48 protein-coding genes and 7 pseudogenes are annotated in these 24,311 nt (G+C 24.3%); 25 read left to right on the forward strand and 30 right to left on the reverse strand.

All coding sequences use genetic code 11. The features are described from left to right. The first annotated feature begins 121 nt into the window (after positions 1-121). From LUA84_RS04345 to LUA84_RS05350, 9 genes and pseudogenes are all read left to right on the forward strand, one after another. Positions 122-325, forward strand: a complete 204-nt coding sequence (locus LUA84_RS04345) for a TatD family hydrolase (protein WP_256443532.1) — start codon at positions 122-124, stop codon at positions 323-325. Between the two features lie 28 nt (positions 326-353). After that, positions 354-524, forward strand: coding sequence for a TatD family hydrolase (locus LUA84_RS05345; RefSeq protein ID WP_457913361.1), 171 nt, complete (start codon positions 354-356; stop codon positions 522-524). Further along, positions 487-768 (forward strand): TatD family hydrolase, encoded by a 282-nt coding sequence (locus LUA84_RS04350; RefSeq protein ID WP_256443604.1) that lies wholly within the window; start codon positions 487-489, stop codon positions 766-768. Before LUA84_RS05345 ends, LUA84_RS04350 begins: the two co-directional genes overlap by 38 nt. A gap of 194 nt (positions 769-962) precedes the next feature. Beyond that, the gene (locus LUA84_RS02935; RefSeq protein ID WP_231434360.1) at positions 963-1,133 is read left to right on the forward strand and encodes a hypothetical protein; all 171 of its coding nucleotides are present in this window, start codon (positions 963-965) and stop codon (positions 1,131-1,133) included. Then, positions 1,120-1,296 carry a hypothetical protein gene (locus tag LUA84_RS02940; protein ID WP_231434361.1) on the forward strand — a complete coding sequence of 59 codons (177 nt, stop codon included), beginning with the start codon at positions 1,120-1,122 and terminating at the stop codon, positions 1,294-1,296. The genes LUA84_RS02935 and LUA84_RS02940 overlap by 14 nt, the downstream gene beginning before the upstream one ends. Positions 1,297-1,533: 237 nt before the next feature. Further along, entirely contained in the window at positions 1,534-1,812 is a 279-nt protein-coding gene (locus LUA84_RS02945; RefSeq protein ID WP_231434362.1) for a GAD domain-containing protein, read from the forward strand. Positions 1,813-1,993: 181 nt separating this feature from the next. Further along, complete coding sequence (locus tag LUA84_RS02950; protein WP_231434363.1) at positions 1,994-2,146, forward strand: hypothetical protein; 153 nt, start codon at positions 1,994-1,996, stop codon at positions 2,144-2,146. Between the two features lie 63 nt (positions 2,147-2,209). Then, positions 2,210-2,338 carry a hypothetical protein gene (locus tag LUA84_RS04355; RefSeq protein ID WP_256443533.1) on the forward strand — a complete coding sequence of 43 codons (129 nt, stop codon included), beginning with the start codon at positions 2,210-2,212 and terminating at the stop codon, positions 2,336-2,338. A gap of 371 nt (positions 2,339-2,709) precedes the next feature. After that, positions 2,710-3,117, forward strand: a pseudogene (locus LUA84_RS05350) (HIT family protein). Here the strand turns inward: LUA84_RS05350 and LUA84_RS04360 are convergent. From LUA84_RS04360 to rplD, 24 genes and pseudogenes are all read right to left on the reverse strand, one after another. Continuing rightward, the gene (locus tag LUA84_RS04360) at positions 3,114-3,245 is read right to left on the reverse strand and encodes a hypothetical protein (protein WP_256443534.1); all 132 of its coding nucleotides are present in this window, start codon (positions 3,243-3,245) and stop codon (positions 3,114-3,116) included. The pseudogene LUA84_RS05350 and the gene LUA84_RS04360 sit on opposite strands and share 4 nt — an antisense overlap. A gap of 20 nt (positions 3,246-3,265) precedes the next feature. Beyond that, positions 3,266-3,445 carry a P-loop NTPase family protein gene (locus LUA84_RS04365; protein ID WP_256443535.1) on the reverse strand — a complete coding sequence of 60 codons (180 nt, stop codon included), beginning with the start codon at positions 3,443-3,445 and terminating at the stop codon, positions 3,266-3,268. Beyond that, positions 3,430-3,573 carry a hypothetical protein gene (locus LUA84_RS04370; RefSeq protein WP_256443536.1) on the reverse strand — a complete coding sequence of 48 codons (144 nt, stop codon included), beginning with the start codon at positions 3,571-3,573 and terminating at the stop codon, positions 3,430-3,432. Before LUA84_RS04370 ends, LUA84_RS04365 begins: the two co-directional genes overlap by 16 nt. Before the next feature lie 6 nt (positions 3,574-3,579). Further along, positions 3,580-3,807 (reverse strand): hypothetical protein, encoded by a 228-nt coding sequence (locus LUA84_RS04375; protein ID WP_256443537.1) that lies wholly within the window; start codon positions 3,805-3,807, stop codon positions 3,580-3,582. Between the two features lie 269 nt (positions 3,808-4,076). Continuing rightward, a complete protein-coding gene (locus LUA84_RS02965; RefSeq protein WP_231434364.1) occupies positions 4,077-4,385 on the reverse strand; it encodes a hypothetical protein in 309 nt (102 codons plus the stop codon). After that, the gene (locus LUA84_RS02970; protein WP_231434365.1) at positions 4,375-4,644 is read right to left on the reverse strand and encodes a hypothetical protein; all 270 of its coding nucleotides are present in this window, start codon (positions 4,642-4,644) and stop codon (positions 4,375-4,377) included. Before LUA84_RS02970 ends, LUA84_RS02965 begins: the two co-directional genes overlap by 11 nt. Then, a complete protein-coding gene (locus LUA84_RS02975) occupies positions 4,638-5,108 on the reverse strand; it encodes a nucleotidyltransferase domain-containing protein (RefSeq protein ID WP_308112663.1) in 471 nt (156 codons plus the stop codon). The genes LUA84_RS02970 and LUA84_RS02975 overlap by 7 nt, the downstream gene beginning before the upstream one ends. Before the next feature lie 15 nt (positions 5,109-5,123). Beyond that, positions 5,124-5,228 (reverse strand): hypothetical protein, encoded by a 105-nt coding sequence (locus tag LUA84_RS05355; RefSeq protein ID WP_457913362.1) that lies wholly within the window; start codon positions 5,226-5,228, stop codon positions 5,124-5,126. Continuing rightward, the gene (locus LUA84_RS04380) at positions 5,228-5,641 is read right to left on the reverse strand and encodes a hypothetical protein (protein ID WP_256443538.1); all 414 of its coding nucleotides are present in this window, start codon (positions 5,639-5,641) and stop codon (positions 5,228-5,230) included. Before LUA84_RS04380 ends, LUA84_RS05355 begins: the two co-directional genes overlap by 1 nt. After that, entirely contained in the window at positions 5,635-6,027 is a 393-nt protein-coding gene (locus tag LUA84_RS04385) for a eukaryotic release factor 1 family protein (protein WP_256443539.1), read from the reverse strand. The genes LUA84_RS04380 and LUA84_RS04385 overlap by 7 nt, the downstream gene beginning before the upstream one ends. Beyond that, the gene (locus tag LUA84_RS02985) at positions 6,027-6,212 is read right to left on the reverse strand and encodes a hypothetical protein (RefSeq protein ID WP_231434367.1); all 186 of its coding nucleotides are present in this window, start codon (positions 6,210-6,212) and stop codon (positions 6,027-6,029) included. The genes LUA84_RS04385 and LUA84_RS02985 overlap by 1 nt, the downstream gene beginning before the upstream one ends. Positions 6,213-6,366: 154 nt before the next feature. Then, complete coding sequence (locus LUA84_RS02990) at positions 6,367-6,552, reverse strand: RIO1 family regulatory kinase/ATPase domain-containing protein (protein WP_231434368.1); 186 nt, start codon at positions 6,550-6,552, stop codon at positions 6,367-6,369. After that, positions 6,506-6,628 carry an RIO1 family regulatory kinase/ATPase domain-containing protein gene (locus tag LUA84_RS05360; protein ID WP_457913292.1) on the reverse strand — a complete coding sequence of 41 codons (123 nt, stop codon included), beginning with the start codon at positions 6,626-6,628 and terminating at the stop codon, positions 6,506-6,508. Before LUA84_RS05360 ends, LUA84_RS02990 begins: the two co-directional genes overlap by 47 nt. A gap of 42 nt (positions 6,629-6,670) precedes the next feature. Beyond that, a complete protein-coding gene (locus tag LUA84_RS02995; protein WP_231434369.1) occupies positions 6,671-6,931 on the reverse strand; it encodes an RIO1 family protein in 261 nt (86 codons plus the stop codon). A 431-nt stretch (positions 6,932-7,362) separates the two neighbouring features. Further along, positions 7,363-7,683 (reverse strand): DUF63 family protein, encoded by a 321-nt coding sequence (locus tag LUA84_RS05365; RefSeq protein WP_457913293.1) that lies wholly within the window; start codon positions 7,681-7,683, stop codon positions 7,363-7,365. Continuing rightward, a complete protein-coding gene (locus tag LUA84_RS03000) occupies positions 7,683-8,075 on the reverse strand; it encodes a hypothetical protein (RefSeq protein WP_231434370.1) in 393 nt (130 codons plus the stop codon). Before LUA84_RS03000 ends, LUA84_RS05365 begins: the two co-directional genes overlap by 1 nt. A 32-nt stretch (positions 8,076-8,107) precedes the next feature. Then, positions 8,108-8,428, reverse strand: coding sequence for a 30S ribosomal protein S2 (locus tag LUA84_RS03005; protein WP_231434371.1), 321 nt, complete (start codon positions 8,426-8,428; stop codon positions 8,108-8,110). A 66-nt stretch (positions 8,429-8,494) separates the two neighbouring features. After that, a complete protein-coding gene (locus tag LUA84_RS03010) occupies positions 8,495-8,632 on the reverse strand; it encodes a hypothetical protein (RefSeq protein ID WP_231434372.1) in 138 nt (45 codons plus the stop codon). Then, positions 8,625-8,771 carry a hypothetical protein gene (locus LUA84_RS03015; protein WP_231434373.1) on the reverse strand — a complete coding sequence of 49 codons (147 nt, stop codon included), beginning with the start codon at positions 8,769-8,771 and terminating at the stop codon, positions 8,625-8,627. Before LUA84_RS03015 ends, LUA84_RS03010 begins: the two co-directional genes overlap by 8 nt. A gap of 113 nt (positions 8,772-8,884) precedes the next feature. After that, the gene (locus tag LUA84_RS03020; RefSeq protein ID WP_231434374.1) at positions 8,885-9,133 is read right to left on the reverse strand and encodes a hypothetical protein; all 249 of its coding nucleotides are present in this window, start codon (positions 9,131-9,133) and stop codon (positions 8,885-8,887) included. A 144-nt stretch (positions 9,134-9,277) separates the two neighbouring features. Further along, the gene (locus LUA84_RS03025; RefSeq protein ID WP_231434375.1) at positions 9,278-9,466 is read right to left on the reverse strand and encodes a hypothetical protein; all 189 of its coding nucleotides are present in this window, start codon (positions 9,464-9,466) and stop codon (positions 9,278-9,280) included. A 12-nt stretch (positions 9,467-9,478) separates the two neighbouring features. Then, positions 9,479-9,726, reverse strand: a pseudogene (locus LUA84_RS04755) (50S ribosomal protein L23). A gap of 9 nt (positions 9,727-9,735) precedes the next feature. Beyond that, positions 9,736-9,903, reverse strand: a complete 168-nt coding sequence (locus tag LUA84_RS03030; protein WP_231434376.1) for a hypothetical protein — start codon at positions 9,901-9,903, stop codon at positions 9,736-9,738. 224 nt (positions 9,904-10,127) lie between these two features. Further along, entirely contained in the window at positions 10,128-10,283 is a 156-nt protein-coding gene (gene rplD / locus LUA84_RS03035) for a 50S ribosomal protein L4 (protein WP_231434377.1), read from the reverse strand. A 344-nt stretch (positions 10,284-10,627) separates the two neighbouring features. Between rplD and LUA84_RS03040 the strand changes: the two genes are divergently transcribed. The 4 genes from LUA84_RS03040 to LUA84_RS03055 all read left to right on the forward strand — a co-directional run bounded on the left by LUA84_RS03040 (position 10,628) and on the right by LUA84_RS03055 (position 12,280). Next, entirely contained in the window at positions 10,628-10,918 is a 291-nt protein-coding gene (locus tag LUA84_RS03040) for a hypothetical protein (RefSeq protein ID WP_231434378.1), read from the forward strand. A 446-nt stretch (positions 10,919-11,364) separates the two neighbouring features. Then, the gene (locus LUA84_RS03045; RefSeq protein ID WP_231434379.1) at positions 11,365-11,631 is read left to right on the forward strand and encodes a hypothetical protein; all 267 of its coding nucleotides are present in this window, start codon (positions 11,365-11,367) and stop codon (positions 11,629-11,631) included. A gap of 143 nt (positions 11,632-11,774) precedes the next feature. Beyond that, a complete protein-coding gene (locus LUA84_RS03050) occupies positions 11,775-12,035 on the forward strand; it encodes a hypothetical protein (RefSeq protein WP_231434380.1) in 261 nt (86 codons plus the stop codon). Positions 12,036-12,082: 47 nt separating this feature from the next. Beyond that, a complete protein-coding gene (locus LUA84_RS03055) occupies positions 12,083-12,280 on the forward strand; it encodes a hypothetical protein (protein WP_231434381.1) in 198 nt (65 codons plus the stop codon). On the opposite strand, the gene LUA84_RS03060 is transcribed toward LUA84_RS03055, so the two are convergent. From LUA84_RS03060 to LUA84_RS03070, 4 genes and pseudogenes are all read right to left on the reverse strand, one after another. Continuing rightward, positions 12,244-12,594 carry a hypothetical protein gene (locus tag LUA84_RS03060; RefSeq protein WP_231434382.1) on the reverse strand — a complete coding sequence of 117 codons (351 nt, stop codon included), beginning with the start codon at positions 12,592-12,594 and terminating at the stop codon, positions 12,244-12,246. The two genes, LUA84_RS03055 and LUA84_RS03060, sit on opposite strands and share 37 nt — an antisense overlap. Positions 12,595-12,802: 208 nt before the next feature. Then, entirely contained in the window at positions 12,803-13,324 is a 522-nt protein-coding gene (locus LUA84_RS03065) for an ATP-binding protein (protein ID WP_231434383.1), read from the reverse strand. A gap of 15 nt (positions 13,325-13,339) precedes the next feature. Next, positions 13,340-13,417 (reverse strand): annotated as a pseudogene (locus tag LUA84_RS05370) (hypothetical protein); the annotation flags it as partial. A 12-nt stretch (positions 13,418-13,429) separates the two neighbouring features. Next, on the reverse strand, positions 13,430-13,642 hold the full coding sequence (locus LUA84_RS03070) for a hypothetical protein (protein WP_231434384.1): 213 nt from the start codon (positions 13,640-13,642) through the stop codon (positions 13,430-13,432). Between the two features lie 384 nt (positions 13,643-14,026). Between LUA84_RS03070 and LUA84_RS03075 the strand changes: the two genes are divergently transcribed. Together LUA84_RS03075 and LUA84_RS03080 are read left to right on the forward strand one after the other, a co-directional pair. Next, positions 14,027-14,197 carry a hypothetical protein gene (locus LUA84_RS03075; RefSeq protein WP_231434385.1) on the forward strand — a complete coding sequence of 57 codons (171 nt, stop codon included), beginning with the start codon at positions 14,027-14,029 and terminating at the stop codon, positions 14,195-14,197. A 716-nt stretch (positions 14,198-14,913) separates the two neighbouring features. Beyond that, the gene (locus tag LUA84_RS03080; RefSeq protein WP_231434386.1) at positions 14,914-15,420 is read left to right on the forward strand and encodes a hypothetical protein; all 507 of its coding nucleotides are present in this window, start codon (positions 14,914-14,916) and stop codon (positions 15,418-15,420) included. 542 nt (positions 15,421-15,962) lie between these two features. Here LUA84_RS03080 and LUA84_RS04390 read toward each other — a convergent pair. Both LUA84_RS04390 and LUA84_RS04760 read right to left on the reverse strand, forming a co-directional pair. Next, a complete protein-coding gene (locus LUA84_RS04390) occupies positions 15,963-16,091 on the reverse strand; it encodes a hypothetical protein (protein ID WP_256443540.1) in 129 nt (42 codons plus the stop codon). Positions 16,092-16,290: 199 nt separating this feature from the next. Continuing rightward, positions 16,291-17,263, reverse strand: a pseudogene (locus tag LUA84_RS04760) (replication factor C small subunit). A gap of 39 nt (positions 17,264-17,302) precedes the next feature. On the opposite strand from LUA84_RS04760, the gene LUA84_RS03090 reads away from it, so the two are divergent. The 10 genes and pseudogenes from LUA84_RS03090 (at position 17,303) to LUA84_RS03145 (ending at position 24,105) form a co-directional block, all read left to right on the forward strand. After that, entirely contained in the window at positions 17,303-17,725 is a 423-nt protein-coding gene (locus tag LUA84_RS03090; RefSeq protein ID WP_231434388.1) for a methyltransferase, read from the forward strand. 98 nt (positions 17,726-17,823) lie between these two features. After that, positions 17,824-17,961: a hypothetical protein gene (locus LUA84_RS03095; RefSeq protein ID WP_231434389.1), complete on the forward strand. Its 138-nt coding sequence runs from the start codon at positions 17,824-17,826 to the stop codon at positions 17,959-17,961. Positions 17,962-18,060: 99 nt separating this feature from the next. After that, entirely contained in the window at positions 18,061-18,270 is a 210-nt protein-coding gene (locus tag LUA84_RS03100) for a TatD family hydrolase (protein ID WP_231434390.1), read from the forward strand. Between the two features lie 153 nt (positions 18,271-18,423). Continuing rightward, positions 18,424-18,726: a TatD family hydrolase gene (locus LUA84_RS03105; protein ID WP_231434391.1), complete on the forward strand. Its 303-nt coding sequence runs from the start codon at positions 18,424-18,426 to the stop codon at positions 18,724-18,726. Between the two features lie 41 nt (positions 18,727-18,767). After that, positions 18,768-19,517, forward strand: a pseudogene (locus LUA84_RS03110) (exodeoxyribonuclease III). A gap of 29 nt (positions 19,518-19,546) precedes the next feature. Continuing rightward, positions 19,547-21,097 (forward strand): annotated as a pseudogene (locus LUA84_RS05375) (aldehyde dehydrogenase family protein). Between the two features lie 487 nt (positions 21,098-21,584). Continuing rightward, positions 21,585-21,998: a hypothetical protein gene (locus tag LUA84_RS03130; RefSeq protein WP_231434394.1), complete on the forward strand. Its 414-nt coding sequence runs from the start codon at positions 21,585-21,587 to the stop codon at positions 21,996-21,998. 269 nt (positions 21,999-22,267) lie between these two features. Beyond that, entirely contained in the window at positions 22,268-22,528 is a 261-nt protein-coding gene (locus LUA84_RS03135; protein WP_231434395.1) for a methyltransferase domain-containing protein, read from the forward strand. A 198-nt stretch (positions 22,529-22,726) separates the two neighbouring features. Next, positions 22,727-23,777, forward strand: a pseudogene (locus LUA84_RS03140) (DUF763 domain-containing protein). Between the two features lie 79 nt (positions 23,778-23,856). Continuing rightward, positions 23,857-24,105, forward strand: a complete 249-nt coding sequence (locus LUA84_RS03145; RefSeq protein ID WP_231434396.1) for a GldG family protein — start codon at positions 23,857-23,859, stop codon at positions 24,103-24,105. Positions 24,106-24,311: the final 206 nt, after the last annotated feature.

Below are 24,311 nucleotides of genomic sequence, written 5' to 3' on the forward strand. Positions count from 1 at the left end.
ATTGGGGATGTGAAGTATCAAATAATAATTTGAATTTNNNTAATAATAGTAATTATATAGTATTAGATGACAATTGCACAATAATTAATATATATTATCAAAATAAGCAGTTAAATGTAACATGAAGTATATTGATTCCCATTGCCATTTATATAAATTCAATGAAATAGAAAGAAAAAGAATAATAAGAAATAAAGATATTATAATATTATCAGTATCTGAAGATTTAGAATCATCATTAAAAAATTTGGTTTTATCTCAATTAAATGAAAATGTAATACCAGCTATAGGAATTCATCCTATGGAATATAGAAAAAGTAAATGAAAACACATTTAAAATAATAGAAGATATAATAAAAGATAATAAAATAAAAATACTTGGAGAAATTAGATTAGATAAAAAATTTAAGCCAGAAACATTTGAAAAACAGAAAGAAGTTTTTGAAAAATTCTTAAATTTAGCAAAAGAATATGATTTAAATGTAAATCTTCAGACTTCCAAATGCTTCAAAAGATGTGTTTGATCTTTTAATAAAATATGATATTAAAAAGGCATATTTTCATTGGTATAGTGGAGATGAAAAATTATTAGAAGAAATAATTAATAAGGGATATTTTATAGGGATAAATGTTGCGACAATAGTAAATGAAAAATATAAAAAATATATAGAAATTGCAAATATAAAAAGTATAATAACAGAATCTGATGGACTATACAATTATAAAGGCATTTATACTTCATCCACATATGCTAAAAGACCTATATAAACTCATTTCAGATATAAGAAAAATAAATATAGAAGAACTATCAAATATTATACAAGAAAAGATTGCTAGGTTTATATATTAACATACTGTTAATGCAACTTAACACTAAGTTAATATTTATAAATTTTAAGAGAGATATACATTAACGTTATATTAAATATTATTAACATGATGTTAATCAATAATGTTTATAAATGTCAAAAAACCTGAAAGGTATTATGAGCTACCTACTTAAAGAAAACTATTTAAAAATATTAGAAAATATAGCAGATAAAAAGGAATTTACAGAAAGAGAAATAAAGAGACAATTAAAGATAAAGGAAGAAGAAATTAGGAAATTATATATATATATTGGAAGAAAATAATATAGTATATCCAATAAGCATAATAAATAACAAAGGAAAATTTGATTTCAAATGGGGAAATAAAGTACCAGATAAAGAAAAATTATTTAGCCTATTAATTAACAAAGAAATTAATAGAATTAATGAAGAAATTAAAAATACTACAAAAACATTATACTATTAGGACTGAATGTGGAAGTGCATATACCTTCGACGATGCATATGAAAATGATTTCATATGTAAAGAATGCGGATCATTATGAGTTGAAAAGGAAAATTTCAGAATAATAGAATTAGAAAACATTGTACATAACTTACAATTATTTGTGATAAATATTCTTCAAAAGCTACAAAGAAAGAAAAAGCATCAAAAGCAAGGAGTAAAAAATAATTTTTTATTTTTTATTTAAATTTATATTTAATGATATTTAGGGTTAAGATATATGATCTAACTGAAATATTTAAAGATACAAAATCAAAACTAGTTAAATCAAATATAGATAATGGAGCTAAAGTATATGGAATAAAGCTTGATAAAATGAAAGGAATGATTGGATTTGAAATATTACCAAATAGAAGAATAGGAACTGAATTTGCTGATATTGCAAAAAAATTTGGATTAAAAGGAATATTACATTCAGATGAATTACCAAATTATGGAATATCTGAAGAAGAAGGAAGAATGCTAAAAGAATGTTAAACTGTTCAGATGAAGATGCAATGATATTATTAATATCAAAAGACTACGAAATAGCAAAAAAAGTTTTTAGCTTAATAAAAATAGAATAAATGAATCAATTAAAAGGGTACCAAAGGATACTAGACAAGCAAATGATGATGGAACTACATCTTTTTTAAGGCCACAACCAGGCTCTGAAAGAATGTATCCAGAGACAGATCACCCTTACATATATATTAATAAAGATACTATTGAAAACAATGAATACAATATAATAAGATATAAAATAAGTTATGGAGATATTAAAGAAATATTCGATATATACTATTTAAAAAAATTTGACAGAAATTTATAGATTAAATTGCTAAATGAAGGTAAAACAATATTAAATTCCATTGATCCTGAATTTGTTAAACAGATGTTAAAATCTTTTGGATATAATGAAAAACAAATTGAAAATATAATATGGAGTGAATATATAAATGATATAATAAAAATATCTTTTGATATAGACCAAATACCGTATATTATTTATTCTTCCAGATGATTGGAGATACAAGAAAGTTTATTTAAAGAAAAAATAGAAAAATTTGATTTAAATTTTATATATAAGATAAAAGATTATTTAAAAGATAAAAAAATTGTAAAAAATGCAATACCAATAATATATTATCATTATATTATAATGATAATAANAATTTTGAAGATATAATAAAAGAAAATAATTTATACAAAAGAAATAAAGAAGAATTGAAGAAAGAAATTGAAGAATATATAAAATCAACAAAAAACTAAAGATAAAAAAGTTATTTTTTCAAATGTATTTAGTAAATTTAAANATGTAGCAGATAGCGAAGATATTAAAGAAGTATTAGAAGACAGTATTAGGTATATAAAATTTTTACATATTAAATTTTGATGGAAGAATGCATATTTTGTAAGATAATAAATAAAGAAATACCTCATATATTTTATATGAAGATGAATATTCTATAGCATTTCTAGATATAAATNNNNTAAATAAAGGACATACACTATTTGTACCAAAAAATCATTTTGATAGAATATCGGATATTGATGGAGAATATATAAAGAATTTTAATGAAAGTTTTACAAAGTTCTTAAAATTATTTGAAGAAAAAATATCAAAAGATTATAATATAATAATAAATAGCGGAAAAAAGGCTGGACAAGCAGTATTCCATGCACATATACATATAATACCTCAATATAATGAAAATGGATAATAAAAATATATTTATTTGGAATACTCATAAATTATCAAAGGAAGAAGCTGAAGAAATAATAAAAAAATTTAATTCTTAGGCTTCTTTATATTCAATAATTCCATCATTTACTATTTTAAATTTTACAGATATTCCTTCTGGTAAATATATATGTTTCCTTAATATTGCTTCCCTAATACCATTATCTAAAATTCTCAATTCAACCAAACATTTTGACCCATATTTTATTAAATTCCTCCAACAATTCCAATTGTATCCTTATTATCAAACAATGAATATACCTGATTTATAACTAGAACTGGTATATTATATTTTCTAGCTATTTCTGAAAATATTTGTAATTGTTTTGCAAGTTCTATATTTACTTCATTTACATTGCTATCACCTCTTTCTAATCTATATAGCATTGATATGATAATGCAAAAACAAGTAATCCTACATCATTAGAATTATTTTTTATATAGTCATATGTTAAATATATTGCCTTTTTTTGTTCAGAAAAATTTACTGGTTTGTATAATAATATATTTTTCATTACATTCTAAAAATCCTCCTTTGCAATTTGTTTTAATCTTTCAAGAGAAAAACCACCCTCAGTATCAATATATATTACCTTTTTTCCTAATCTAGAAACATTATAAGAATTTCTTATTGCAATATTTGTTTTTCCAGATGCAGAAGGACCATAAAATGAGGTAATAATGTCTGTCTCAATACCTCCATCTAACAATTTATCTATTGGATATACCCCAGTAGAAATTTTACTCATATAAAAATCTTTCTATTATTTTTTAAAAATATAACTAATACTTAACTTCAATTTCCTTTTCTCCTATCTTAATATATAAATACTTTACTTTCTTTCTAATACTATTTTTATAATTATTTATTATAAATTCTAACTGCTTTATACATGTCATTGTATTTTTCTCTTTGTAATTAAATATATTTTTCCATTTCTAACGATTAATTCTTCATTCTTATGTTTTTCATAGAATTTATTATAATTTTTTTCTTCCCATAACAACAGTCCCTCCCTTATTTCATATTCTGGTAATTTATCTGGATAATATAATATATAGCCATATAAATAATTTTCATCGAAGGAAAATAGAAATTGAAGATCTTAAACCCAATATTATTTATCCATTTTTTAATATTATTAAATAGGGATAACGCTTTACTATTTTTTATATCTTTATTATTTGAATCTCCCTCAATCTTTAAATATATCATATTTACATTATATTTTTCAGCCAATTCTTTTATTTCATCATAATTCTTATATATTTTATTAAAAAAGAACTTTTCTTTATCTTCTGATAATAAAAATAGCCTAGAATACATTATAAATTCTGAGCAATTTTTGTAAAGAAACAGAAGCTGCAACATTCCTATATTTATCAGTTGGATCAATTAATATTATTGGAGATCTTATCTTATCTTTTGATAGATTTCTCTTTATTTCATCATAATTCTTATAATATTTTTCCAAATCTATTATTACTTTTGGTCTCCAATTAGATACACTTTTTATTGTATTTTCAAAAGATCCATAATTTATTAATATTAATTCTATTGCATATCCAGAAAACTCCTCTAACATAAGATTCTGCCTCCATAAACATTTATATTCTTTGTAAATAATTTTAGTAACCTAACTTCATCCTTCATTTTTTCATTTAATTTACTTATTACATATTTAACATGGAATGGAGAAAGATCTGTAGTATTTTTTGCTTCCTTTATATCATTTATTTTTAATATTGGAACTAATTCAAATATTAAACCCTTATAACTTACTTTAAAATAATCTCTAGAACCTCTTATCCTTATATAATCTAAATTCTCTTTTTTTAATACATTTTCAACAATATTTGATAAATTTTTATCATCTTTAAATAATAAAAAAGTATCTACATCAAAATCATTTTTCATCCATGTATCTTTTGCAAATGATCCTCCCAAAAATGGTTCTAAATTATTTGATCTTAATATATCAAAAAATTCATTTATTATATTATATACTTTCCTTTTTTCCTCTTCAGATGGTTTTATTTTAGATAATATTTTATTCTAAATCTATCATATTTTAAATCTTAATATTGCACCTATTTTAAAGTTTGAAAATTGTTCCCCTTCAGGATGATTTTTTGATATTATTTCAACTTTTGCATTTGTTTGTTCAATTAATTCAAATAACTTGCTTCAATTTTATCTTTATAATCTTCAGATATTAATACTGTATCTACTGCACCAATTTCTAATTGCTCTAATTTTACATCATGAAATCCATAAACTACTAAACCAGTACCTTTTCCAAGATGTTCAAAAAATAATTTTACCAATTCTACTTCCCTTACATATTCTGTTTTTTCCAATATATCCTTTGCTCTTTCCAAGAATTCTTTTAGTCCATATTCATTTGAATATGCTGTATCATATACAGCTAAAATTTTTTGTTTAAATTGATACGGTAAATCATCACCATCAACAAATTGATTTTTAAGCAATCCTGGTCCTCCAACCAATATACCAACCAGTTTATCTAAATCCTTTTCAAAATAATTTCTAATTTCATCTGCTAAACCTATTTTTACCATAGGTGAACATCTTGTTCTATTAATCTTTGAAATCTCACAAAAGATTGTCCTCCAGCTCTCATTTTACCAGGAACCCATGATTGCTTATTTTCCAATACTATTAGTTGATTACCCTTTAATACTCCTATAGAAGCTTCTCCTCTATCTAAAACTATTAATCCATATATTTGCTTTGGTGATATTAATTCCTTTAACGGATCTAATACAAACCTAGAACCACATCTATATAATCTAATATTTAATTTATCTGGAGGTTCTATTGCCCATAACCTTATATCAACATCTCCAGGTCTGTTTGAAATATTTCCACAAAACACTATTAAAGCATTCTCAGGAAGTTTTTTCAATCCCTTTAGATAATTTATAATTTTTGCTAATGCATGCATTAATGCTGTCTAGTATTTTTATCCTTAATGTTTTGTGCAGTTGAGTATTCATAGCTTAAATCATCTAAAACCTTTGTTAAATCATATCCTGCTGGTATATAGTATGAAATTAGTTCTGTAGCTCTACCATTATATTTATTTAATTCTGCCATTAACATTTGTAATTCAAGTTCTTTAACATCCATTATTAAAGAAAATTAAAAATAATTTTTAAATACCAATGTACTCAGTTATATATTTTAGATCATAATTTAAATACATTTTTTAGATATATTTAATATATTATTTAAATCTTTATTAAGGNAATTTCAGAATATGGAGAATCAAGCCGGTATTCATTTAGATAGCATCTATTATATATGGAACATTATTAAATATAATTATATTATATTCTGAAAAATCTCCATGAATTAATTTAGCCTTCTTATATATTTTTTTATATTGATCTAATATGTCAAAAAATAATTCTTCATTATTTTCAATTGCAATCATAAACGTCATGCAATAATAATGGCCCTTCTTCATAACCTATATATTCCATTACCAATATATTTCCTTTATATAAATATGGAATTGGAACTCTTACTAAATTTTTATACATTCTTTCTTAAATTCATATATTCTTTTTTTACCCAAGCATATATTATTCCAATCTATGTTCTTGGAAACTTATATATTCTAGGGAGCTTTTAAATAATTTACCTGTTCTTTCAAAGCTCATTGACATTATTTTATATATCTTTATTGCAAATTTTCCAGATCTAACAACAATTGCTTCTTTACCTTCAGATATTAATGCCAAATCATCTTCTATATAATGACCCTTATACAATTTATCTAAATAGTATAATGTATTTTTATCAAATACTTTTCCATATACTTTCCATATTTCTATATATTTCATATTAATATATCTATAAGACTAGCTCTTAAGCCTGGTAGGAATCCAAGTAAAATAACATTATATATATTACATTTTCTAGATCATCCTTTAAATAATATTTTGTATAAAATCCAANAAATAATGTTAAAGATAATTTTATCCCATAAAATAATAAAGGATTACTATATTGAAAGATAAGAATATTTAATAACTGATTGTTCTGATTGCAAATTAAAATAATATATTGCAATAATTGAAAAAATAATCTCATAATATTTCACCAAATATTGATAAATAAAATAATTTTTCTCTATATGATAAATAAATTAAAAGAGAAAACAATAGAATAAATATTAAAAATGGTAATAAATTTCATTGGTCTTCCAAAAATAAAAATTGGAATCTCCAAAATTAAAATTGCTAATATTATCTATAAGGAATATTTTCTATATTTATATAAAAATAAAACTGGTAAAAAGGAAATTGAAATCCATAAATCTACAAAATGGAGTAAATAATAAATATGTTTTTATTGTATAACCAAGATCTATATTTACCCTTGGAATAATAAATATCAAAGTTAAAATAATTAGATCTAATAAAAAATATCTATCAATAATTACCTTTTTATTTTTTACAAAAAGATAATAAAAAAGAATAAAACCAATAACAAATATTAATCCATACAAAAAAGTATTATATATATTGTATTTATATTGAAATCCCATTACTGGATATATAAAATATTGATAAAAAAATTGATATAAAGTCATTAACGCCTATAATATTGGAAATACTGAAGTAAATTGTTCAATAGAGCAATTATATTATCTAACTTTGTTGCAATTGTATCTAATTTAGTATTTAACATTTGTATTGCGTTATAATCAACTTGATTTGTATTTTGATTACTATATCCATAATTCTGTGGAAAATTTGGTAAATATGCTTGGGGATTTAATTCTCCTGGAAATTGATTTTGCTGAAAAGGATTTTGATTTTGAACTGGAGGTGGCAATGGAGGTGGTGGTAATGGCTCATTTGGATATTGAGCTGGAGGATAATTTCCTGGTCCCGCTGGTGGATAATTCATAAAATCTTCCTGCATGCCTATATCGTCATCATTCTTTTTTCCAAAAATATTCTTTATAAAATCCAATGCCATATAATATTATAAAATTCCTTAATATATAAAAATTATTCTTCCTCCTCTTCTAAACCCTTTTCCATAAATTCTTCATAAGATACAGGTAGTTCTTCTCTTTTAGATGATAAGCCTCTATTTCTTAAATATTCTCTAGCAATAATGTAATATAATAAGGCTAAAGATTTTGCTCCCCTGTTATTTACTGGTATAGCAATATCTATATAACCTAAAGAATTATTTGTATCAACAAAAGCAATTGTTATTTTTCCAGTCCTATATGCACCCAACAATGCATTTCTATCAAGTATTGGATCTATTATTATAACAACATCAACATCCTTAAATATATCCAAAGCTGGATTTGTTAGCAATCCTGGAGGATATCTCTTTGGATAAACATTTATTCCTGTATACTTTATTTAACATTTGTAATGGTTTTATTGCAGTTTCTCTTCTTCCAACTGCTGTATTTGATATGGCTCATATTTTGATAATAATTTTGTTGATAATCTCAATCTTTCATCCAATTTCATTACATCTATAATTGCCAATCCATCAGATCTTACTCTAAGCAATAAACTTTTTTGTTTGTTTATTTTTTATTTTTGTACCTATATGAACACCTGCTTTTATATATTCTTCTAAACTAACCAACCAAATATTTTCTTGTGCCATCTTACGTTGCTTTCCTTCTTCCAGTTCTCCTTGAGCCATATTTACCGTACTTTATTGGATATCCATATTTTGGTAATGGAGTCATTCCACCTTTATTCCTCTTATGTTTACCTCCCAATGGATGATCTGCAGGATTTCTTGCAGTTGGTTTGCTAATTGGCCACTTTTCTATGATGAGCTTTTTTGAAATAATATTTATTTCCAGCTTTAACAAATGGCTTATCTGTTCTTCCACCTCCGGCAACTTTTCCCAATATTGCTCTAAAATATAAATTAACCATTTTTGTTTTTCCAGTTGTCAATTTTAATATTGCATATTTATCCGTTTTTTGAACTAATATANATGATGTACCAGATGTTCTTGCAATTTTTCCTCCATCACCTGGAGAAATTTCTACCATACAAACATTTGATCACATCTGGAATAACTTTTAAAAGTAAAATATTTCCATTCTCTACTGGAGCATTTACACCAGCATAAATTTCTTTTCCAACATATAAACTTTCAACAGCAGGAACTAGAATAGTTTCTCCAGTATCAAATTTTATCTTAGCAATTGGAGCATAATGAACCTTTCCTTTATTATATCTACAACAACACCTTTTATCTTATCCTTCATTTCCTTTTCATCTACAGGTCTAAAAGAAAATTCTCCTACTGAATAGAAATCTGGAATCCTATATATATTTCCTCCTTTACCCAATCTCTGTTGTAATATTGTATTTCCACCCATTTTATATTATTCCTATATAGATAAAATATCTTGGGCCTTATATTCTTTCTCTAATGTTACATATGCTTTTTTTCTTCCTTTATAATCTATCAATGTATTTATCTTTTTTACTTTAACATTAAATAATTTTTCAACAGCTTCTTTGATACATGCTTTTAAGAATCTCTATTTACAATAAAAACAACCTTATTATATTTATCAAGTAAATACATATCTTTTTCCGTTAATTCAGCATAAAGTATAGCATTTTTTATATCCATCTTATAATTTCATATATATAAGTTTCTTAAATCTTCTATTGCCTTTTCACTCCATATAATAAATCTACCCAATTTACCACCAGGAGCCAATTTTTCTATATTTAATTGACATACTTTTGAAAACTCAACACCATCAATAGAAACCTTTGGTAACTCCGAATCTAAGAGATAATACAAATAAAATGCCTCTATATTTTTTTATTCTCCTATTCCTCATTTTTCCCTTTCCAGCTCTTTGTTTTTTATTTTCTTTTATATATTCAATAAATTTTTCTATTTTTAATTTATCAAATAATTCTCTATATTCTTTTGCTTTCTTTAATTCTTCTAAATTTGATATAACAATTGGTAAACCAAAAGTGCTAATTGCTTCATTTAAATAAATAAAAGATTTTGTATATCTATGTTTTTATATAATCAACATTTGAAGATGCAGAAATTGCAGATAATATTGCCAATCTTTTTTCTTTCTTATTTTTCTTTCTATACCAATTTTTTTCAGGTTTTGGTGGATGTGCTCTTCTTCCTTTTACAGCACTTGGTATTACTCTTGCCATACATCTGAAATCACCAGCAATTTTTGCAAATATTGCATTGGGAACCCTTGATATACCCCTTTNATATGTGACCTATATGTATATCTTCTCTTTGATGTCCAAGCAGAAGCTTCCATACCTGCATATTTATATGATCCATATGGTACCCTATGACTCAACATATATGCTCTAAATACCTTATATACTATATCCTCTCTTATTTCGAATTTAAAGTGTTCTGGTAATTCTATTTCTTTTATTTTATTACCTTCCTTATCATAAACAGATATCATATTTTCCAAAGCTATATTTTATATATAAAACATATTTAAATATTTATAATAACTCACATTAACTATTAAGATATGTATGAATTTATTAATGATATTATAAAAAAGAGCCTTAGAAAGATTACCATAATATTTAGTATAATAATTGCATTAATAATTATAATAGGAAAATATTTACCAGTATTAAAAATATATTATCCTGTTTTATATTTAGCAGCAATTGTTTTTTCATTGGAAGTTATATTTCTAGAATATTACAAAACAAAAAAATCATTAGATAAATATTTACTATATTATATAGCATATTTATATTCTCTTTCATTTTCTACAAATAATAATAAGAAGACTATTGGAAATTACAATTGAAGAAAAAGCAGAATTTAAGGATATAAATTATTATATGTCAAAAATTAAAATATTAACTAATAAATATAATTATACAATTCCAGAAGCTATAAGATATATCCTGCCTTATATTCCAAATAGTAATTTTAAGAGTTTTCTAGAAAGATTCGCAACTTCAATTGATATTAAGAGAAGAAGTTACACCAATTTTTATATAAAGAATATGAAACACAATTAGCAATATATGAAGCAAATTATGAAAAAGGTTTAGAAAATATAAGATTATTAGATGAATTTATAATATCTTTATTATCTTCTTTAGGATTTGCATTTTCATTAATATTATTTATACCATTCTTAGTAAGTATAAATATAGTATTTTTGCTAGCAGATTTCTTTATAATATTCATTGTAGTTAATTTACTTATATATTATGTATCAAAATATTATATTCCAGATGATGGATTATGGTCTCATTCAAAAGAAAAACCAAAAGAATATATAACATAAGATATTTATTTTATCTTTTATCATTCTTATCTTATATATTATTTTTAGCACTATTTTTTGTATTAAAGTTACAATTATTGGAAGCATTTGCAATAGCAGCAACACCTTTAGCATATGAAAGTTATAGGATGATATTATTAGAGAGAGCATTAAAAATAAAAGAAAATCATTTTCCAGCATTTTTTAGTAGTATAATAGAATTATTCGGAAATATTTGGAAGTAATCAAACAAAAATATTAGATAATGTTATTATACATGATTTTGGTTTATTAAATGATGATATTAATAGATTAAGGAAAAGAACAAATATAACAAAAAACTAATCCGAATCTTGGAAATATTTTAAAGTTGAATTAGGAAGTTCACTTGACAGAAAAAATAATAAAGGTATTTGAAAAAGTTTTATCATATAATGGAGATACAAAGAAAGCGGGAGATATGTTATATAATATATTAATTAAGAAAACTGAACTTAGATCTAGAAAATCTCAATTTATATCCAATTTAAGGGGTATTATATATGGAACATATATAGCATTTATAGCAATTCTATTTATAATTGCTCAAATATTATATTTATTAAATCAAATGTTTCAAGGTGTATTACAGCACTTGGTTCTGCAGTAGCACAAATAGGTATAAATCTATATACATTTTCAATACCTCTTCATGTATTGCAGGATGACATATTTGTAATATCTATTATTGAAGCTTTTATATTGGCAGGAACATTAAAAAATATAGATGGAGGATCTAAACTTGGAATGTTCTTGGATGTAGGAGTTATGATATGGATAAGCGCATTATTAAATATTGGAGTATATTATTTATTCACTCATGTATTTTCTGGCTTATCTTTAGTAAAAATATAGTTTATTTTTCTTTCTTTTGGTATAAAATCTTTTAATATATTATTCTTAATATAAACACTGCATAAAATATCATTATTATCTTTTGCTATATAAAAACCATTTTCAAAATTTTTTTCCAATTTTATATTTTCACTAAAACCATAAAAAAGATTTTCTTTTTTTATTTCAATACTTTTATTAGAATTTATACCAAAGATCTGCGCTCCTTCTATACTGAATCTATATCTATTATTTTTTTCTATTTTAATTACATATAAACCATATTTTTTAATATATTTTTCATCTAAAAAATCTGAAAAATTCTTATTAAACATATATATTTTATCTTTAACAAATAAAAAATCTATATTTTTTTATTATTGATCTATCTATATTTATATTATAGTATTCTTCTATTTTCTTAAATATTTCCTCTATATTCTTTTTATTTAATTCTTTCATAATTTTTCCACAGCTTCCTTTATATATGATATTTCATTTTCATTAAATCCCAATATTTCTGCATATTTTCTTCCTATTTTTTCATTTTCTTTCCATTAAAACTATTAATGTATTTATATATACCTCTCTAACTCTATGCTTTGATGTATGAACCTTCTTTTGTAAATTTTTTGATAATTCTTCAATTTTTTCTCTTATTTCCTTAGTTTGCGATAGTCTCCTTACATATTGAGGCATCCTGTATTTTGTAAATTTATTATATCTTTTTTCCTTTGCCAATGCAACACCAGCATACATTAATGTTGTAAAATATTTTAAGAGATCCCAATATTGTCTTCTATAAATTCTTCCATAAAATACAATTGCTAATGATAACCAATTATAAGCTTCATATATTTCTTTTATATTTTCATATTCATTTGATATATTTTCTTCAACCCATGCTTTAATTTCTTCAGGATCCATATCTACATCTGCAAATGGTAATGTAGCACCATTTATTGAATTTGCCTTAAACATTTGACCTAATGCTCTAAATATTGTAATTTCTCTTTCTCTATAACCTAAAACTTCTAAAACCTTTAATGTAATATGATTAGTCATTGTTGCTAATGCCTGTAAATCATTTATTGCACTTCTTAAATCACCAGAAGATCTATCTGCAAGTGCAGATAATGCATTATCATCAATTGTTATTTTTTCATTTGCTCAAATCCTCTTTAATTGTCTTATTATATCAGTATTTGATAACTTCTTAAATTCAATCATATCACATAAATCTCTTAATTTCTTAAATTTTGGTTCCCATGGATCGTTTGCAGTTAATATTATTGGCCATCTTGATTCTTCTATTATTTTTACCAATGCTCCAACTCCTCCTCTATCTTGAAATCCTGCTATACCATCAACTTCATCAATCAATATTATTCTTCCTTTTTTGAGAAAATGGTTTTCCTTTTATTGCTTCTCCCAATTTTTCATGTATAATCCTTGCATTTCTATTATCTGAAGCATTNAATTCTACAACTTCATAATTTAAATCATTTGCAATTGCATATATTGATGAGTTTTTCCAACACCTGGAGGTCCATATATTAATAATGCTTTTTTATTTACATTTGGATATTTTTCAATAAAGGACTTTATTTTTCCAATAGCTTATCTATGATTGATGTAATTATTTCATTAATATGCTTTGCCGCATATTTTTTTATCCATGGTTCAACCATTATTTAATATTTATAATTAGAATATTAAAACATATGGAATATATTTTATATCACCACTATCTTATAATAGATAGTATTGATAAGTTTAAGAAATTTTAATAATATATTTAGTTATGAAAGAAACAAACACAGAATTCAAAATCAAAAGCAACCTAAAACATTAGAAGAAGCATTAGAAGAAGCAAAGGTAAAAAAAGTATTAGATGTGAAACCTCAAAAATATATGATTCTTATCTATACAAAGTAGGAGCGGCACTCTCAAGAATAATAGAAAAAGCACCACAGGNTGCAGAAAAATACAAAAGATTAGTAGAAAACTTACAGAAGTGGGGCGAATGTAAAAGTTTTTNAACCAGAGATAAAAATACTCTCCAAAAGTGTAGAGATGAATACAACTTTAAGAAAGGGTTAATGGAAGGCATCAATGAATATTTATATTATATATTAGTACGTACACCAGAAGAAATTAAAGAGATTTACAGAAGCTTTGAAATTTGTTAGCAGAAGAGCAAGTAATAGATCGCTTGATATAAACTCTATCAAGAAGTAAAAAAACTAAAATTAGAATATTTATTAGAAGTAAATAAATATAATCAAATGTCTCCAGAAGATCTAGATCAAAGGTTATATGAAACCTCACCTGAGTCTGTTGAGTCTCTTATATTTCAGTATTTGGAGAACCCTAAAGGTCGTAAAGAACAANTTATGAAATATTTAGGTATACACCATTAGAAGATGCTGATATAGCAGCATGTAGATTATATGGTGGTTGTAAAACAGAAAAACAAAATACATAAGACTTTTTGATAAAATCTTTTTTACTTAATTTTTATTTAATAGCCAAATAAAGGGAAAAATCCCCTAGTATAGTACTTCCACTTTTAACTATTTTTAAGTATAGTTATTAGCTACTAAAATAATGGCATAAATTTGAAAAATTTCTTAATATATTAATTAATTATAATGAAACAGTATTCAGTAATATTAGAGAAAGCCCGACCTATATTAGAGAGAAATTCAAATATTTTACCACTATTAGAAAAATTAATAGAAAAAGCTTATTCTCCCCATTCAGCTAAATTCGATATTAAAATAGTGGATAGTGTCGAAGACTATATTGATAAGTGTATAGATCCTACAAATATTCAGAAATTCAAAAAAGGCTTAGAATACCTATTGAACGATGGAGTATATAATATACTACATAACATGTATCTGTACATGCTTAATTATAAAAGCCCAGATATGCTTAGTGACGATACAGAGCTAGCACATAATCCATTATTAGCAACAGCATTTAATATATCTCCTTCATTAGAAGAAGAACTCAAGAATATATTATATAGATATTTGCGCTCCCCAATCCCACCAATATCGGATCATAGTTTCTCATATTGGGAGATTGAAAGAAAACATAAACAGGAAATGGCAGCATATGATGCTATTTTTCATTCATCCAATATTTATTGAGCAATCCTGATTTATATATACAGAATATTAAATTAGGCAATTATACAATAATATTTAATGATAAACCTTGTGGGAATAAAACAAAATAATAAAATTAGCCCTTTTTTAATTTTATTTAATGACCAAATAAAGAAAAAAGTCCACTTAATATACCACCGCTTTCAACTATTTGCATGGTAAAATAGCTTCAAATTGATTACCATTCACAATATAATATACCCTTAAATATGCATTTTCTATAGCTAAACTATTATTTACACTACATGCATTCATAGATCCATAATTTATATCTCCTAAATTACAGGATGAATTTTCATAAAAATTATATACTGTCTACATTCTCCAAATTTTGTTTTGCAGTAATTAGAATCAGAGATNTTCCATTTGCATATTGACAACTATATGTAAAATATTCCATATATGGAGGTAAATATGATGTTACATAATATGTATAGATTGCGTATAGTATAACCAATATAAAAACTGCTACACCAACCCAAATCACAAATTTGGGTATTTTTGAGATATCCATAAAATTAATTTTAATCTACATATATATAAACATATACATATTTATTCCCCTTGTCTTCGATCTTCACATTTTTTATAATTTCTTCATATTTTTTATCATCTATATCAAATAGATCTGAATATTTATTTAAAAAATACATATAATATTAGTCTTTTTATCATAATATCTTCATTCCCATGCAAATTTTCAGCATTATATTCATCTAATAAAACCCTCCATTATATATTTTGGAATCTTAAATTCATATTAAATATTATATGGCATGTAAAATTTTACTATTTTGCCAAAATATAAATGATTGCTTTATATTCTTGAATTTCAAAAATGATTATCAAAAATTATTTTCTATTTTGTAAACCTCTAAGCCCTATATATGCTAGCAAAGCACCAAGTTGTATTATTGGATCTGTACCTTCTAATAATCTATATTCTATTTACTCCAGCATAATATATTATATCTAATTTTTCTTTTTCAGATATATTCATAGAAATAAACTTCACTTTGATAGATATTTAATTAAATCTTCTCCTGCAAGACCATATTTTAGCATTAAATCAATTAATTTTTCCCTAGCTTCTACAAATTTTCCTTCATATGCTAATATTAATACTTCCTGTAATTCTTGTCGTATTGCTACAGAAGCAACTTCATATATTAACTCTGGAGTATATATCTTTAGAATATAAAGCTGCAGCTTGTAACATATTTATTGATTTTCTCATATCACCTTCTGAAATATAATATATTGCTTCTAATGCATCATCACTTATATTTAGATTTTCTTTTTCAGCTATTGATCATAATAATTCAAACACATCCTTTTTATCTAATTGTTTAGATACAAATATAACAGTTCTAGATTGTATCGGTTCGTTAATTTTTGATGAATAATTACATGCCAATATAAATCTTGTTATTGAAGAATATTCTTCCATTATTCTTCTTAAAGCTTGTTGTGCATCTCTTGTCATTGCATCTGCCTCATCTAGAAATATAATTTTAAATGGAACATCACCAATTGGTTCTGTTCTTGCAAATTCTTTTACCTTTTCCCTTATTACATCTATCCCTCTATCATCCGAAGCATTTAATTGTAATACTATTTTGTTCCCATTTATCTCCATATAATTCTCTTGCAATGCCAATGCAGCAGTTGTTTTTCCAACACCAGCAGGTCCTGCAAATAATAAATGAGGCATATTTTTATTTTCCACAAATGCTTTCAATCTTTTTACTATCTCATCCTGTCCTTTTATATCATCCAATCTTTTTGGTCTATCTTTTTCAGTCCATATTTCATTCTCTGGCATAAATTAATAATTTAAATTAAAACTTAAATACATATTACTATGGACTTCGAATATGTAAAACATAATGATTTAATAATATATTATAAGATTTATGATCTTGAATTCTATTTTACAAAAGAAGATTCTTTTTTATTAAATGATCATATAAGAGAATTTGCTAAAAATAAAAAAGTATTAGATATTGGATGCGGATCTGGAATTCAAGGTTTGGAAGCATATAAATATACAAAAAATGTTTCTTTCTCTGATATATCTGAAGAGTGCTTAAAATTATCTAAAATAAACTTTTATATAAATTATATACATAATAATCCTGATCTAGATTATTTATATAAAAATATAGAAAAAATAAATTTGCCAATAAAATTCTATCAGTCCGATTTATTTAGTAATATAAATGAAAAATTTGATCTAATACTATTTAATCCTACATATTTACCAGAAGTAAGTTATAAGGTATAAAAGTAAGAAGATGGGTTTCTGGAGGAAAATTTGGATATGAAACAATTGATAAATTTTTATACCAAAGTATNACTAGATTATATAATTTTGGAGAAATATTGATAATAATGTCTTCAATAATTAATCAACAATATATATTAAATAAATATTCAAAATTTTATGATTATAGAATAATAGATAGCATACATATTTTCTTTGAGGATATATTTTTAATATATTTAAAGAAAAAGTTCTAGTTATGATAGTTGATGATCATGCACATCTATTTTTATATAATAATTTAGATGAAAAAATAAAGGAAAATATTGAAAGAAATGTAAAATATATAATTGAAAATGTCTTTAGATATTGAAAGTATAAATAAAGTAATTGAAGAATCTAAAAAATATGATATAATATATTATGCTTTAGGATTATACCCTGAAGAAATTGAAAAAATGAATGATAAAGATATAGAAAAAATTTTAGAATTTATTGAAGAAAATAAGGATAAAAAATTTTTGGCAATTGGAGAAATTGGATTAGATTTCTCTAAATGTAGATGAAGATAAAATTAGAAAACAAAAAATATATTTTGAAAAATTTCTAGAATTAGCTGATAGAATTAAAGAAACCTGCAATAATTCATGCTAGAAAAGCCGAAAAGGAAGTATTAGATATATTAACAAGTATAATAATAAAAAAGTATTGCATACATTTTGAAACTTTCTTTAGCAGATAAAGCAATTGAAACAAATTGCTATTTATCAATACCAACAATTGTCTATAGAGATCCTGGTTTTCAAAAAATTGTAAAAGAAATTCCTTTAGAATTTATTTTAACTGAAACAGATTCTCCATATTTAGATCCAATAGAAAAGGGAAAAGCAGTAAATAATTCATGGAAGATAATATATTCATTGGAAAAAATATCTGAAATAAAAGATATAGATAAGAAGGAAGTAGAAGAAATGATATTTAATAACTTTGTTAAGGTATATAATATAAATAATGATGAATAGATATATGCTGAAAAATGATGTAGAACCCGGAAACTGATAAAATGAAAATTATATCATGGAATTTAATGGATTAAAATCAATAATTCAGAAAGGTTTAATTGATTTTATTAAAAAATATAATGCAGATTTTTATCTATTTCAAGAAATAAAAACAAAAGAAATACCATTAACTTTTCAATTACTTGGATATAATGTATATTCATTCCCTGCAAAGAAAAGTGGAAACAGTGGAGTATTAACATTAACAAAAATAAAACCAAATAATTTAAAATATGGAATTGGAATTGAAAAATTTGATATTGAAGGAAGGGTTATAACGATGGAATATGATAAATTTTATTTAATAAATCTATATTTTCCAAATGCTGGAGTTGGAACATTAAAAAGATTGGATTTTAAATTGGAATTTGATAAAGAATTTGAAAAATATGTTTTATCTTTAAATAAACCATGTATCGCTTGCGGAGATTTTAANGTAGCGCACAAGGATATTGATATATATGATCCAATAAATTTGAAAGGTTATGCAGGATTTACAGATGAGGAAAGACAAAGGTTTGATCATTTTTTATCTTTAGGATTTATTGATACATTTAGATATATAAAAGGAAATATAAGAAAATATAGCTGGTTTTCATATTCAATTATTGCAAGAAAGAAAAATGAAGAGATGGAGACTTGACTATTGTGTAGTAAGTAAAGAATTAAAAGACAAAATAGATAAAGAAGATATACTAGTAGATATATTTGGATCTGATCATGTTCCAATATTATTGGAAATAAATATATAAAAAACGAAAATCATTTTTTATTAAGGAGTATAACTCTGTTATCCGAAAAACCAAAGGTTGAGATAAAGAGTGAAGAACTAAGAAAAATAATAAAATACGATAGCGATGGTCTACCAATATTTCCAGCAGTTATTAATGGAGAATGGTATTATGGAAATCAAGAATATATAACTATTAATACCCCAATAGATTTATCTCATATTGCAAAAATGCCAAAGTTCAATATGAAAGTATAGAGAAAGAAATTAGATAGTTATATAATGAAAGATTTAATGCAAGAAAATATCCAGGATATTTAAGGGTTGAAAAATTATTAAAAACTGCAGAATTATTAGAAAAATATTCAGAAGACTTTGTAAATTTATTAATTGATAAATGCTGGAAAAACAAAAAAGCAAGCTTTGGGAGAGATAGAATCTACAATTAATAGAATAAAATATATTGAAACTGAATATAGAAAAATTGTTGGAGATATAATTACCAGGTGAATTTAGTAAAGATTACTTAGAATCCGAAGGAATTATAAAAAGAGAACCTTTAGGATTAGTTTTAGCAATATCTCCATTTAATTATCCATTATTTGATTCTGTAAATAAAATAATATTTTCACTATTACCTGGAAATGCATTAATTATGTAAACCTCCATCTTTAGATCCATTACTTGTAATATTATATATTAGATTATNAGAATTAACAGATTTTCCAATGAAATACATATCATTAATAACAATACCTGGCAAAGATATGAATAAAATAACACCAAATAAAAAAATATCTTCAATAATATTTACTGGATCTACAGAAACTGGAGAAGAAATAATAAAGAATACTGGAATTAAACAATATTTAATGGAATTGGGCGGAGGGGCTCCTGCATTTGTATTAAATGATATAGATATAGATTTGCAGCCAAAAAGAATTTCATCCGCAATTACTACATATTCTGGACAAAGATGCGATTCTATAAAAATTATACTTGCAGAAAAAGAAATATATGATAAATTTAAAGAAAAATTAATAGAAGAAATTTCAAAGGTAAAAATAGGAGATCCTAGAGACGATAATACAACATCTTGGACCAATTGCAGATCCTAAGACTGTAGATGAATTTGTATATTCTTTAGAAGATGCAAAACAAAAAGGAGGAAAAATATTATATGGAGGAAATAGATTAGATAAAACATATTTTGAACCTACTTTGATAGACTGGATAAAGAAAATGTGGTATATATTATATTTATTTAATAAGGAAGTATCTCTTCATCTGTAGCATTATTAGTAAAAATGAGATAATATAGATGAAGGATTAAAAATTATAGAAAAAAGAAGATATGGATTAGATGCATCAATATTTGGAAATGATATAAATAAAATTAGAAAAATAGCTGAATATTTAGAAGTTGGGGCCGTATATATTAATGCTATGCCAAGGCATGGAATCGGTATTATCCTTATGGGGGTAGGAAAGATTCTGGAATTGGTAAAGAAGGATTGGGTTATGGGATTGAATATACAAGCAACATATAAATCAATAGTATACAACTATAAGGATAAAGGTATTTGGAATTATAAGATATAATTTTTTATAATAATTTAGACTAATAAAATTAATTTAAAATAAAAATAATATGCCAGTCTTAATGATTTCTAGCATAAAATTTTTAGAAAATTGTTCAGATAAATCTAAAGAAGAAAAATCACCTAAAGGATGTAACTGCATAGATATATCAGATCTGAAATATAGATTTCCCCAAATAAAAGAGGATACAAGAGATAAATATTTTCCTTATAGGATTTATAGATGAAAAAAATAAAATTATTAAAAAATTTGCACTATTTAAGGAACGATTAGATGGGAAAATATTAAAAGAATTCGATATATTAAATACAAAATATTATANATACTTACCAACAGACATTTCTGATGAACTTGGTATTGGCCAGGACTATAAAGCAGTATTTATTATTACAAAATATGATAACAAACCTCTTGTTCCTGGGATATATTAAATATGTTGGAACTGGTTCTGAAAAATATCAAAAGTTATTCAAAAATATAGGAGACTATGTTACTAACACTATTATATTCAATAGACAATGAGATTCTCCATGAAGCGATAATTTATGCTTTTAATGCATATATTAAACTAAAAAAGGGAGAGATAGAAGATTCGCGTACCTGGTTAAGAAAAGCACTTGAATCTTTAGAAAAAATTTTCAATTATGAAATAAAGGTATCAGAAATTGAATCAAAAGAATATCCAAAATATATATGTAAATTAATTAAGACATTAAAAAAATTTGTAAACTATGCTGGACCACACGAGGGACCAGCTCCAGAACATACAACCAAATTTATTCTATATGTAACTAAAAAATTAATAGAACATTTATCTTACTATATTTATAATGAAGTCATTTCTATAGATCTTAATAAACCATTAAATTCCAATCCATGTAAAGAAAATGAAAAATATTAAAATTACTTGCATAAAAATGACTGAATTTGATCAGTTGTGTATATATTAAAAGGTTTATATTATTGATATTGAATACACTACAATGATTGGTTTTCATCATTACATATATAATATGGACATACGTAGTGATATGGCTGAACTAGTGCTAAATTACTTACCACAAGGCGGCGCAGATGCGGTCTTGCAGGTCGAGCAGGTAGGTTTTGTAAGGTGCTATAAAATAAAGCTAGCAAAGTTTACTGTGTAGATATAAATGACTATGCCATAATATGGCAAAAGAAAATATTAAGGATGATAGAGCTGTGTTCCTGAATGAAGATGCATCATCAACATCAATACCTGCCAACTCTGTAGATCTAGTCATAATGGTTAACGCATTCCATGATATGGAGAATAAAAATAAGGTAGCTTTAGAAGTAAGTAGAATTCTTAAGCAGGGTGGCCTAGCTTTAATTATAGAGTCTAAACCAGGTTTAACAATGCATGGCCCACCACCTTGGTTAAAAATGAGCCCCAATGTATGTAATTAAATACTTCAATAATCCTCAATTTAAAGTAGAAGGTATAAAGGATTTAGGAGATTTTAAAGCTATAGTAATTAAAAAGCTTTAACTTTTTTAGCTATAGGAATACATTTAACCAATTTATGAGATATTAATAAATTATCTATAATCTATCCAAAAGAATAAAAAATAATTTTTAAGTACAATTTACATAAATAATTTATAATGAAAAAGGTAGGTGATGTTGAATTAAGATTAGCAAAAGGACCTGTTCCACATTATAGAGAATTAAAAGAATTAGAAAGAAGTATAGTAAAAGTAATTATTGAAGAATTTGGAACAGAAGAATTAATAAAAAGATATTCAAATCTATTATGGTTTAATTCTTTAGCATGTTTACTTGGATTTGAATGGAACTATTCTGGAATGACTACTGTAATCAGTAAAAGCATTAAAAGAAATATCATAAAAAAGACAATTTACCAATAATTGTTTTGGGAGGAAAGGGAAAAGATTCTAAAATAACTGAAGAGATAGAAAAAAGAGATATAAAGGACAAATTAAAAGATAAGATAAAGGATATATCAATAACTTCTGCAAAAGTTGATAATTATTTAATTCAAGATGGATTAATTTATATTTTCATTTTTTAATTTCTGAGGAAAAAAGCAATATGACTATTATAAATCAAAAAATGTCAATAAAGGAACAAAAAGTCAGAAGATTTCATTGGATAAATATAAATTATTTTGATGATTCCCAAATTGGTTTTGGATCAAATACAAAAACATTAAATTTAGCATCAAAAGAATCTGAAGAATTAAGGAAAAATATTTTAGAAATACTTAATGATGAAAGAATAGAAAAAATAAAAGAATATATAATAAGATTAAAATCATATCAAAATAAAAATAATACTATATTAAAATATATTAATAAAGAAAACAATGATTACATATTTTATCAAGAATTACCTTACTATTTGAAGATACCCGATAAAATATATTGGAAAGCATTAGAAATTAATAGGACTGTAGAAAATTTCAAGGATCTATTATTTATAAAAGGTCTTGGACCTGGATTATTAAGAGCATTTGCATATACTGCAAAAATAATATATGGAAGTGAACTATCATTCAAAGATCCAATAATATATACATTTGCACATGGAACAAAAGTTGGAAAACCATATTATGTTAAAAAAGCATTAATGTTAGAAACAGGAGAATTATTAAAGAATGCAATTGAAGAAGCAAAAGTTAATAATAATAGTTAACTTACAGAGCTTTAAGAAAATTAAATGAATTAATTAATATATGAAAAATTTATAAAATAATGGTGTTATATATTACTAAATGGCTGAAGAAATTTTAAGTCAGGAAGATAAACAAACATTAAAAGAAATGTTCGACAAAAGCTTGAAGAACCAGGTAGAAATAACCGTATACTTGGATGAAAAAAATAATAAGGAAACTAGTGATTTTGCAAGAAAAATTGGAGAACTATTAATGCAAATAAATAATAAGATAAAGTTTGAATTCCTAGATGCATATGATCCAGAAGGTAGAAGAAGAAATGAAAAGCAAGAATTTATTAATAGATAAATATGGAAATAGAAGAGGAACAATATTTGTATTCAAGAAATATCCAGGAATTATATATTATGATTACCATCTGGAGAAGAATTTCCAATATTTTTAGAAGATACAATACATGTATCAAATGAACATTTTGACATAGATCGGAACTAAAGGAAATGAAATTGGCATTANTAAATGAACCTTTAGTATATATGTATTTGTAACTCCAA

This window comes from Candidatus Nanopusillus massiliensis (genome assembly GCF_920984865.1).

What these genes read in the sequence shown, in the direction of transcription:
- LUA84_RS05365 (WP_457913293.1), bottom strand. Translation starts at nt 7,683, where the DNA reads ATGACTTTATATCAATTTTTTTATCAATATTTTATATATCCAGTAATG.
- LUA84_RS03040 (WP_231434378.1), top strand. Translation starts at nt 10,628, where the DNA reads ATGTATGAATTTATTAATGATATTATAAAAAAGAGCCTTAGAAAGATT.
- LUA84_RS02945 (WP_231434362.1), top strand. Translation starts at nt 1,534, where the DNA reads ATGATATTTAGGGTTAAGATATATGATCTAACTGAAATATTTAAAGAT.
- LUA84_RS04345 (WP_256443532.1), top strand. Translation starts at nt 122, where the DNA reads ATGAAGTATATTGATTCCCATTGCCATTTATATAAATTCAATGAAATA.
- LUA84_RS03130 (WP_231434394.1), top strand. Translation starts at nt 21,585, where the DNA reads ATGTTACTAACACTATTATATTCAATAGACAATGAGATTCTCCATGAA.
- rplD (WP_231434377.1), bottom strand. Translation starts at nt 10,283, where the DNA reads ATGGCAAGAGTAATACCAAGTGCTGTAAAAGGAAGAAGAGCACATCCA.
- LUA84_RS02985 (WP_231434367.1), bottom strand. Translation starts at nt 6,212, where the DNA reads ATGGATGTTAAAGAACTTGAATTACAAATGTTAATGGCAGAATTAAAT.
- LUA84_RS03065 (WP_231434383.1), bottom strand. Translation starts at nt 13,324, where the DNA reads ATGACTAATCATATTACATTAAAGGTTTTAGAAGTTTTAGGTTATAGA.
- LUA84_RS02950 (WP_231434363.1), top strand. Translation starts at nt 1,994, where the DNA reads ATGTATCCAGAGACAGATCACCCTTACATATATATTAATAAAGATACT.
- LUA84_RS03090 (WP_231434388.1), top strand. Translation starts at nt 17,303, where the DNA reads ATGGACTTCGAATATGTAAAACATAATGATTTAATAATATATTATAAG.
- LUA84_RS03135 (WP_231434395.1), top strand. Translation starts at nt 22,268, where the DNA reads ATGGCAAAAGAAAATATTAAGGATGATAGAGCTGTGTTCCTGAATGAA.
- LUA84_RS04380 (WP_256443538.1), bottom strand. Translation starts at nt 5,641, where the DNA reads ATGGTAAAAATAGGTTTAGCAGATGAAATTAGAAATTATTTTGAAAAG.
- LUA84_RS04375 (WP_256443537.1), bottom strand. Translation starts at nt 3,807, where the DNA reads ATGAGTAAAATTTCTACTGGGGTATATCCAATAGATAAATTGTTAGAT.
- LUA84_RS03100 (WP_231434390.1), top strand. Translation starts at nt 18,061, where the DNA reads ATGTCTTTAGATATTGAAAGTATAAATAAAGTAATTGAAGAATCTAAA.
- LUA84_RS04390 (WP_256443540.1), bottom strand. Translation starts at nt 16,091, where the DNA reads ATGTATTTTTTAAATAAATATTCAGATCTATTTGATATAGATGATAAA.
- LUA84_RS04365 (WP_256443535.1), bottom strand. Translation starts at nt 3,445, where the DNA reads ATGCTATATAGATTAGAAAGAGGTGATAGCAATGTAAATGAAGTAAAT.
- LUA84_RS03015 (WP_231434373.1), bottom strand. Translation starts at nt 8,771, where the DNA reads ATGGCTCAAGGAGAACTGGAAGAAGGAAAGCAACGTAAGATGGCACAA.
- LUA84_RS04355 (WP_256443533.1), top strand. Translation starts at nt 2,210, where the DNA reads ATGTTAAAATCTTTTGGATATAATGAAAAACAAATTGAAAATATAATA.
- LUA84_RS03045 (WP_231434379.1), top strand. Translation starts at nt 11,365, where the DNA reads ATGGTCTCATTCAAAAGAAAAACCAAAAGAATATATAACATAAGATAT.
- LUA84_RS02995 (WP_231434369.1), bottom strand. Translation starts at nt 6,931, where the DNA reads ATGAAATATATAGAAATATGGAAAGTATATGGAAAAGTATTTGATAAA.
- LUA84_RS03060 (WP_231434382.1), bottom strand. Translation starts at nt 12,594, where the DNA reads ATGTTTAATAAGAATTTTTCAGATTTTTTAGATGAAAAATATATTAAA.
- LUA84_RS03145 (WP_231434396.1), top strand. Translation starts at nt 23,857, where the DNA reads ATGGCTGAAGAAATTTTAAGTCAGGAAGATAAACAAACATTAAAAGAA.
- LUA84_RS03025 (WP_231434375.1), bottom strand. Translation starts at nt 9,466, where the DNA reads ATGGGTGGAAATACAATATTACAACAGAGATTGGGTAAAGGAGGAAAT.
- LUA84_RS03080 (WP_231434386.1), top strand. Translation starts at nt 14,914, where the DNA reads ATGAAACAGTATTCAGTAATATTAGAGAAAGCCCGACCTATATTAGAG.
- LUA84_RS02990 (WP_231434368.1), bottom strand. Translation starts at nt 6,552, where the DNA reads ATGAAGAAGGGCCATTATTATTGCATGACGTTTATGATTGCAATTGAA.
- LUA84_RS02935 (WP_231434360.1), top strand. Translation starts at nt 963, where the DNA reads ATGTCAAAAAACCTGAAAGGTATTATGAGCTACCTACTTAAAGAAAAC.
- LUA84_RS05360 (WP_457913292.1), bottom strand. Translation starts at nt 6,628, where the DNA reads ATGTATAAAAATTTAGTAAGAGTTCCAATTCCATATTTATATAAAGGA.
- LUA84_RS04370 (WP_256443536.1), bottom strand. Translation starts at nt 3,573, where the DNA reads ATGAAAAATATATTATTATACAAACCAGTAAATTTTTCTGAACAAAAA.
- LUA84_RS02965 (WP_231434364.1), bottom strand. Translation starts at nt 4,385, where the DNA reads ATGTATTCTAGGCTATTTTTATTATCAGAAGATAAAGAAAAGTTCTTT.
- LUA84_RS02970 (WP_231434365.1), bottom strand. Translation starts at nt 4,644, where the DNA reads ATGTTAGAGGAGTTTTCTGGATATGCAATAGAATTAATATTAATAAAT.
- LUA84_RS04385 (WP_256443539.1), bottom strand. Translation starts at nt 6,027, where the DNA reads ATGCATGCATTAGCAAAAATTATAAATTATCTAAAGGGATTGAAAAAA.
- LUA84_RS03000 (WP_231434370.1), bottom strand. Translation starts at nt 8,075, where the DNA reads ATGGCATTGGATTTTATAAAGAATATTTTTGGAAAAAAGAATGATGAC.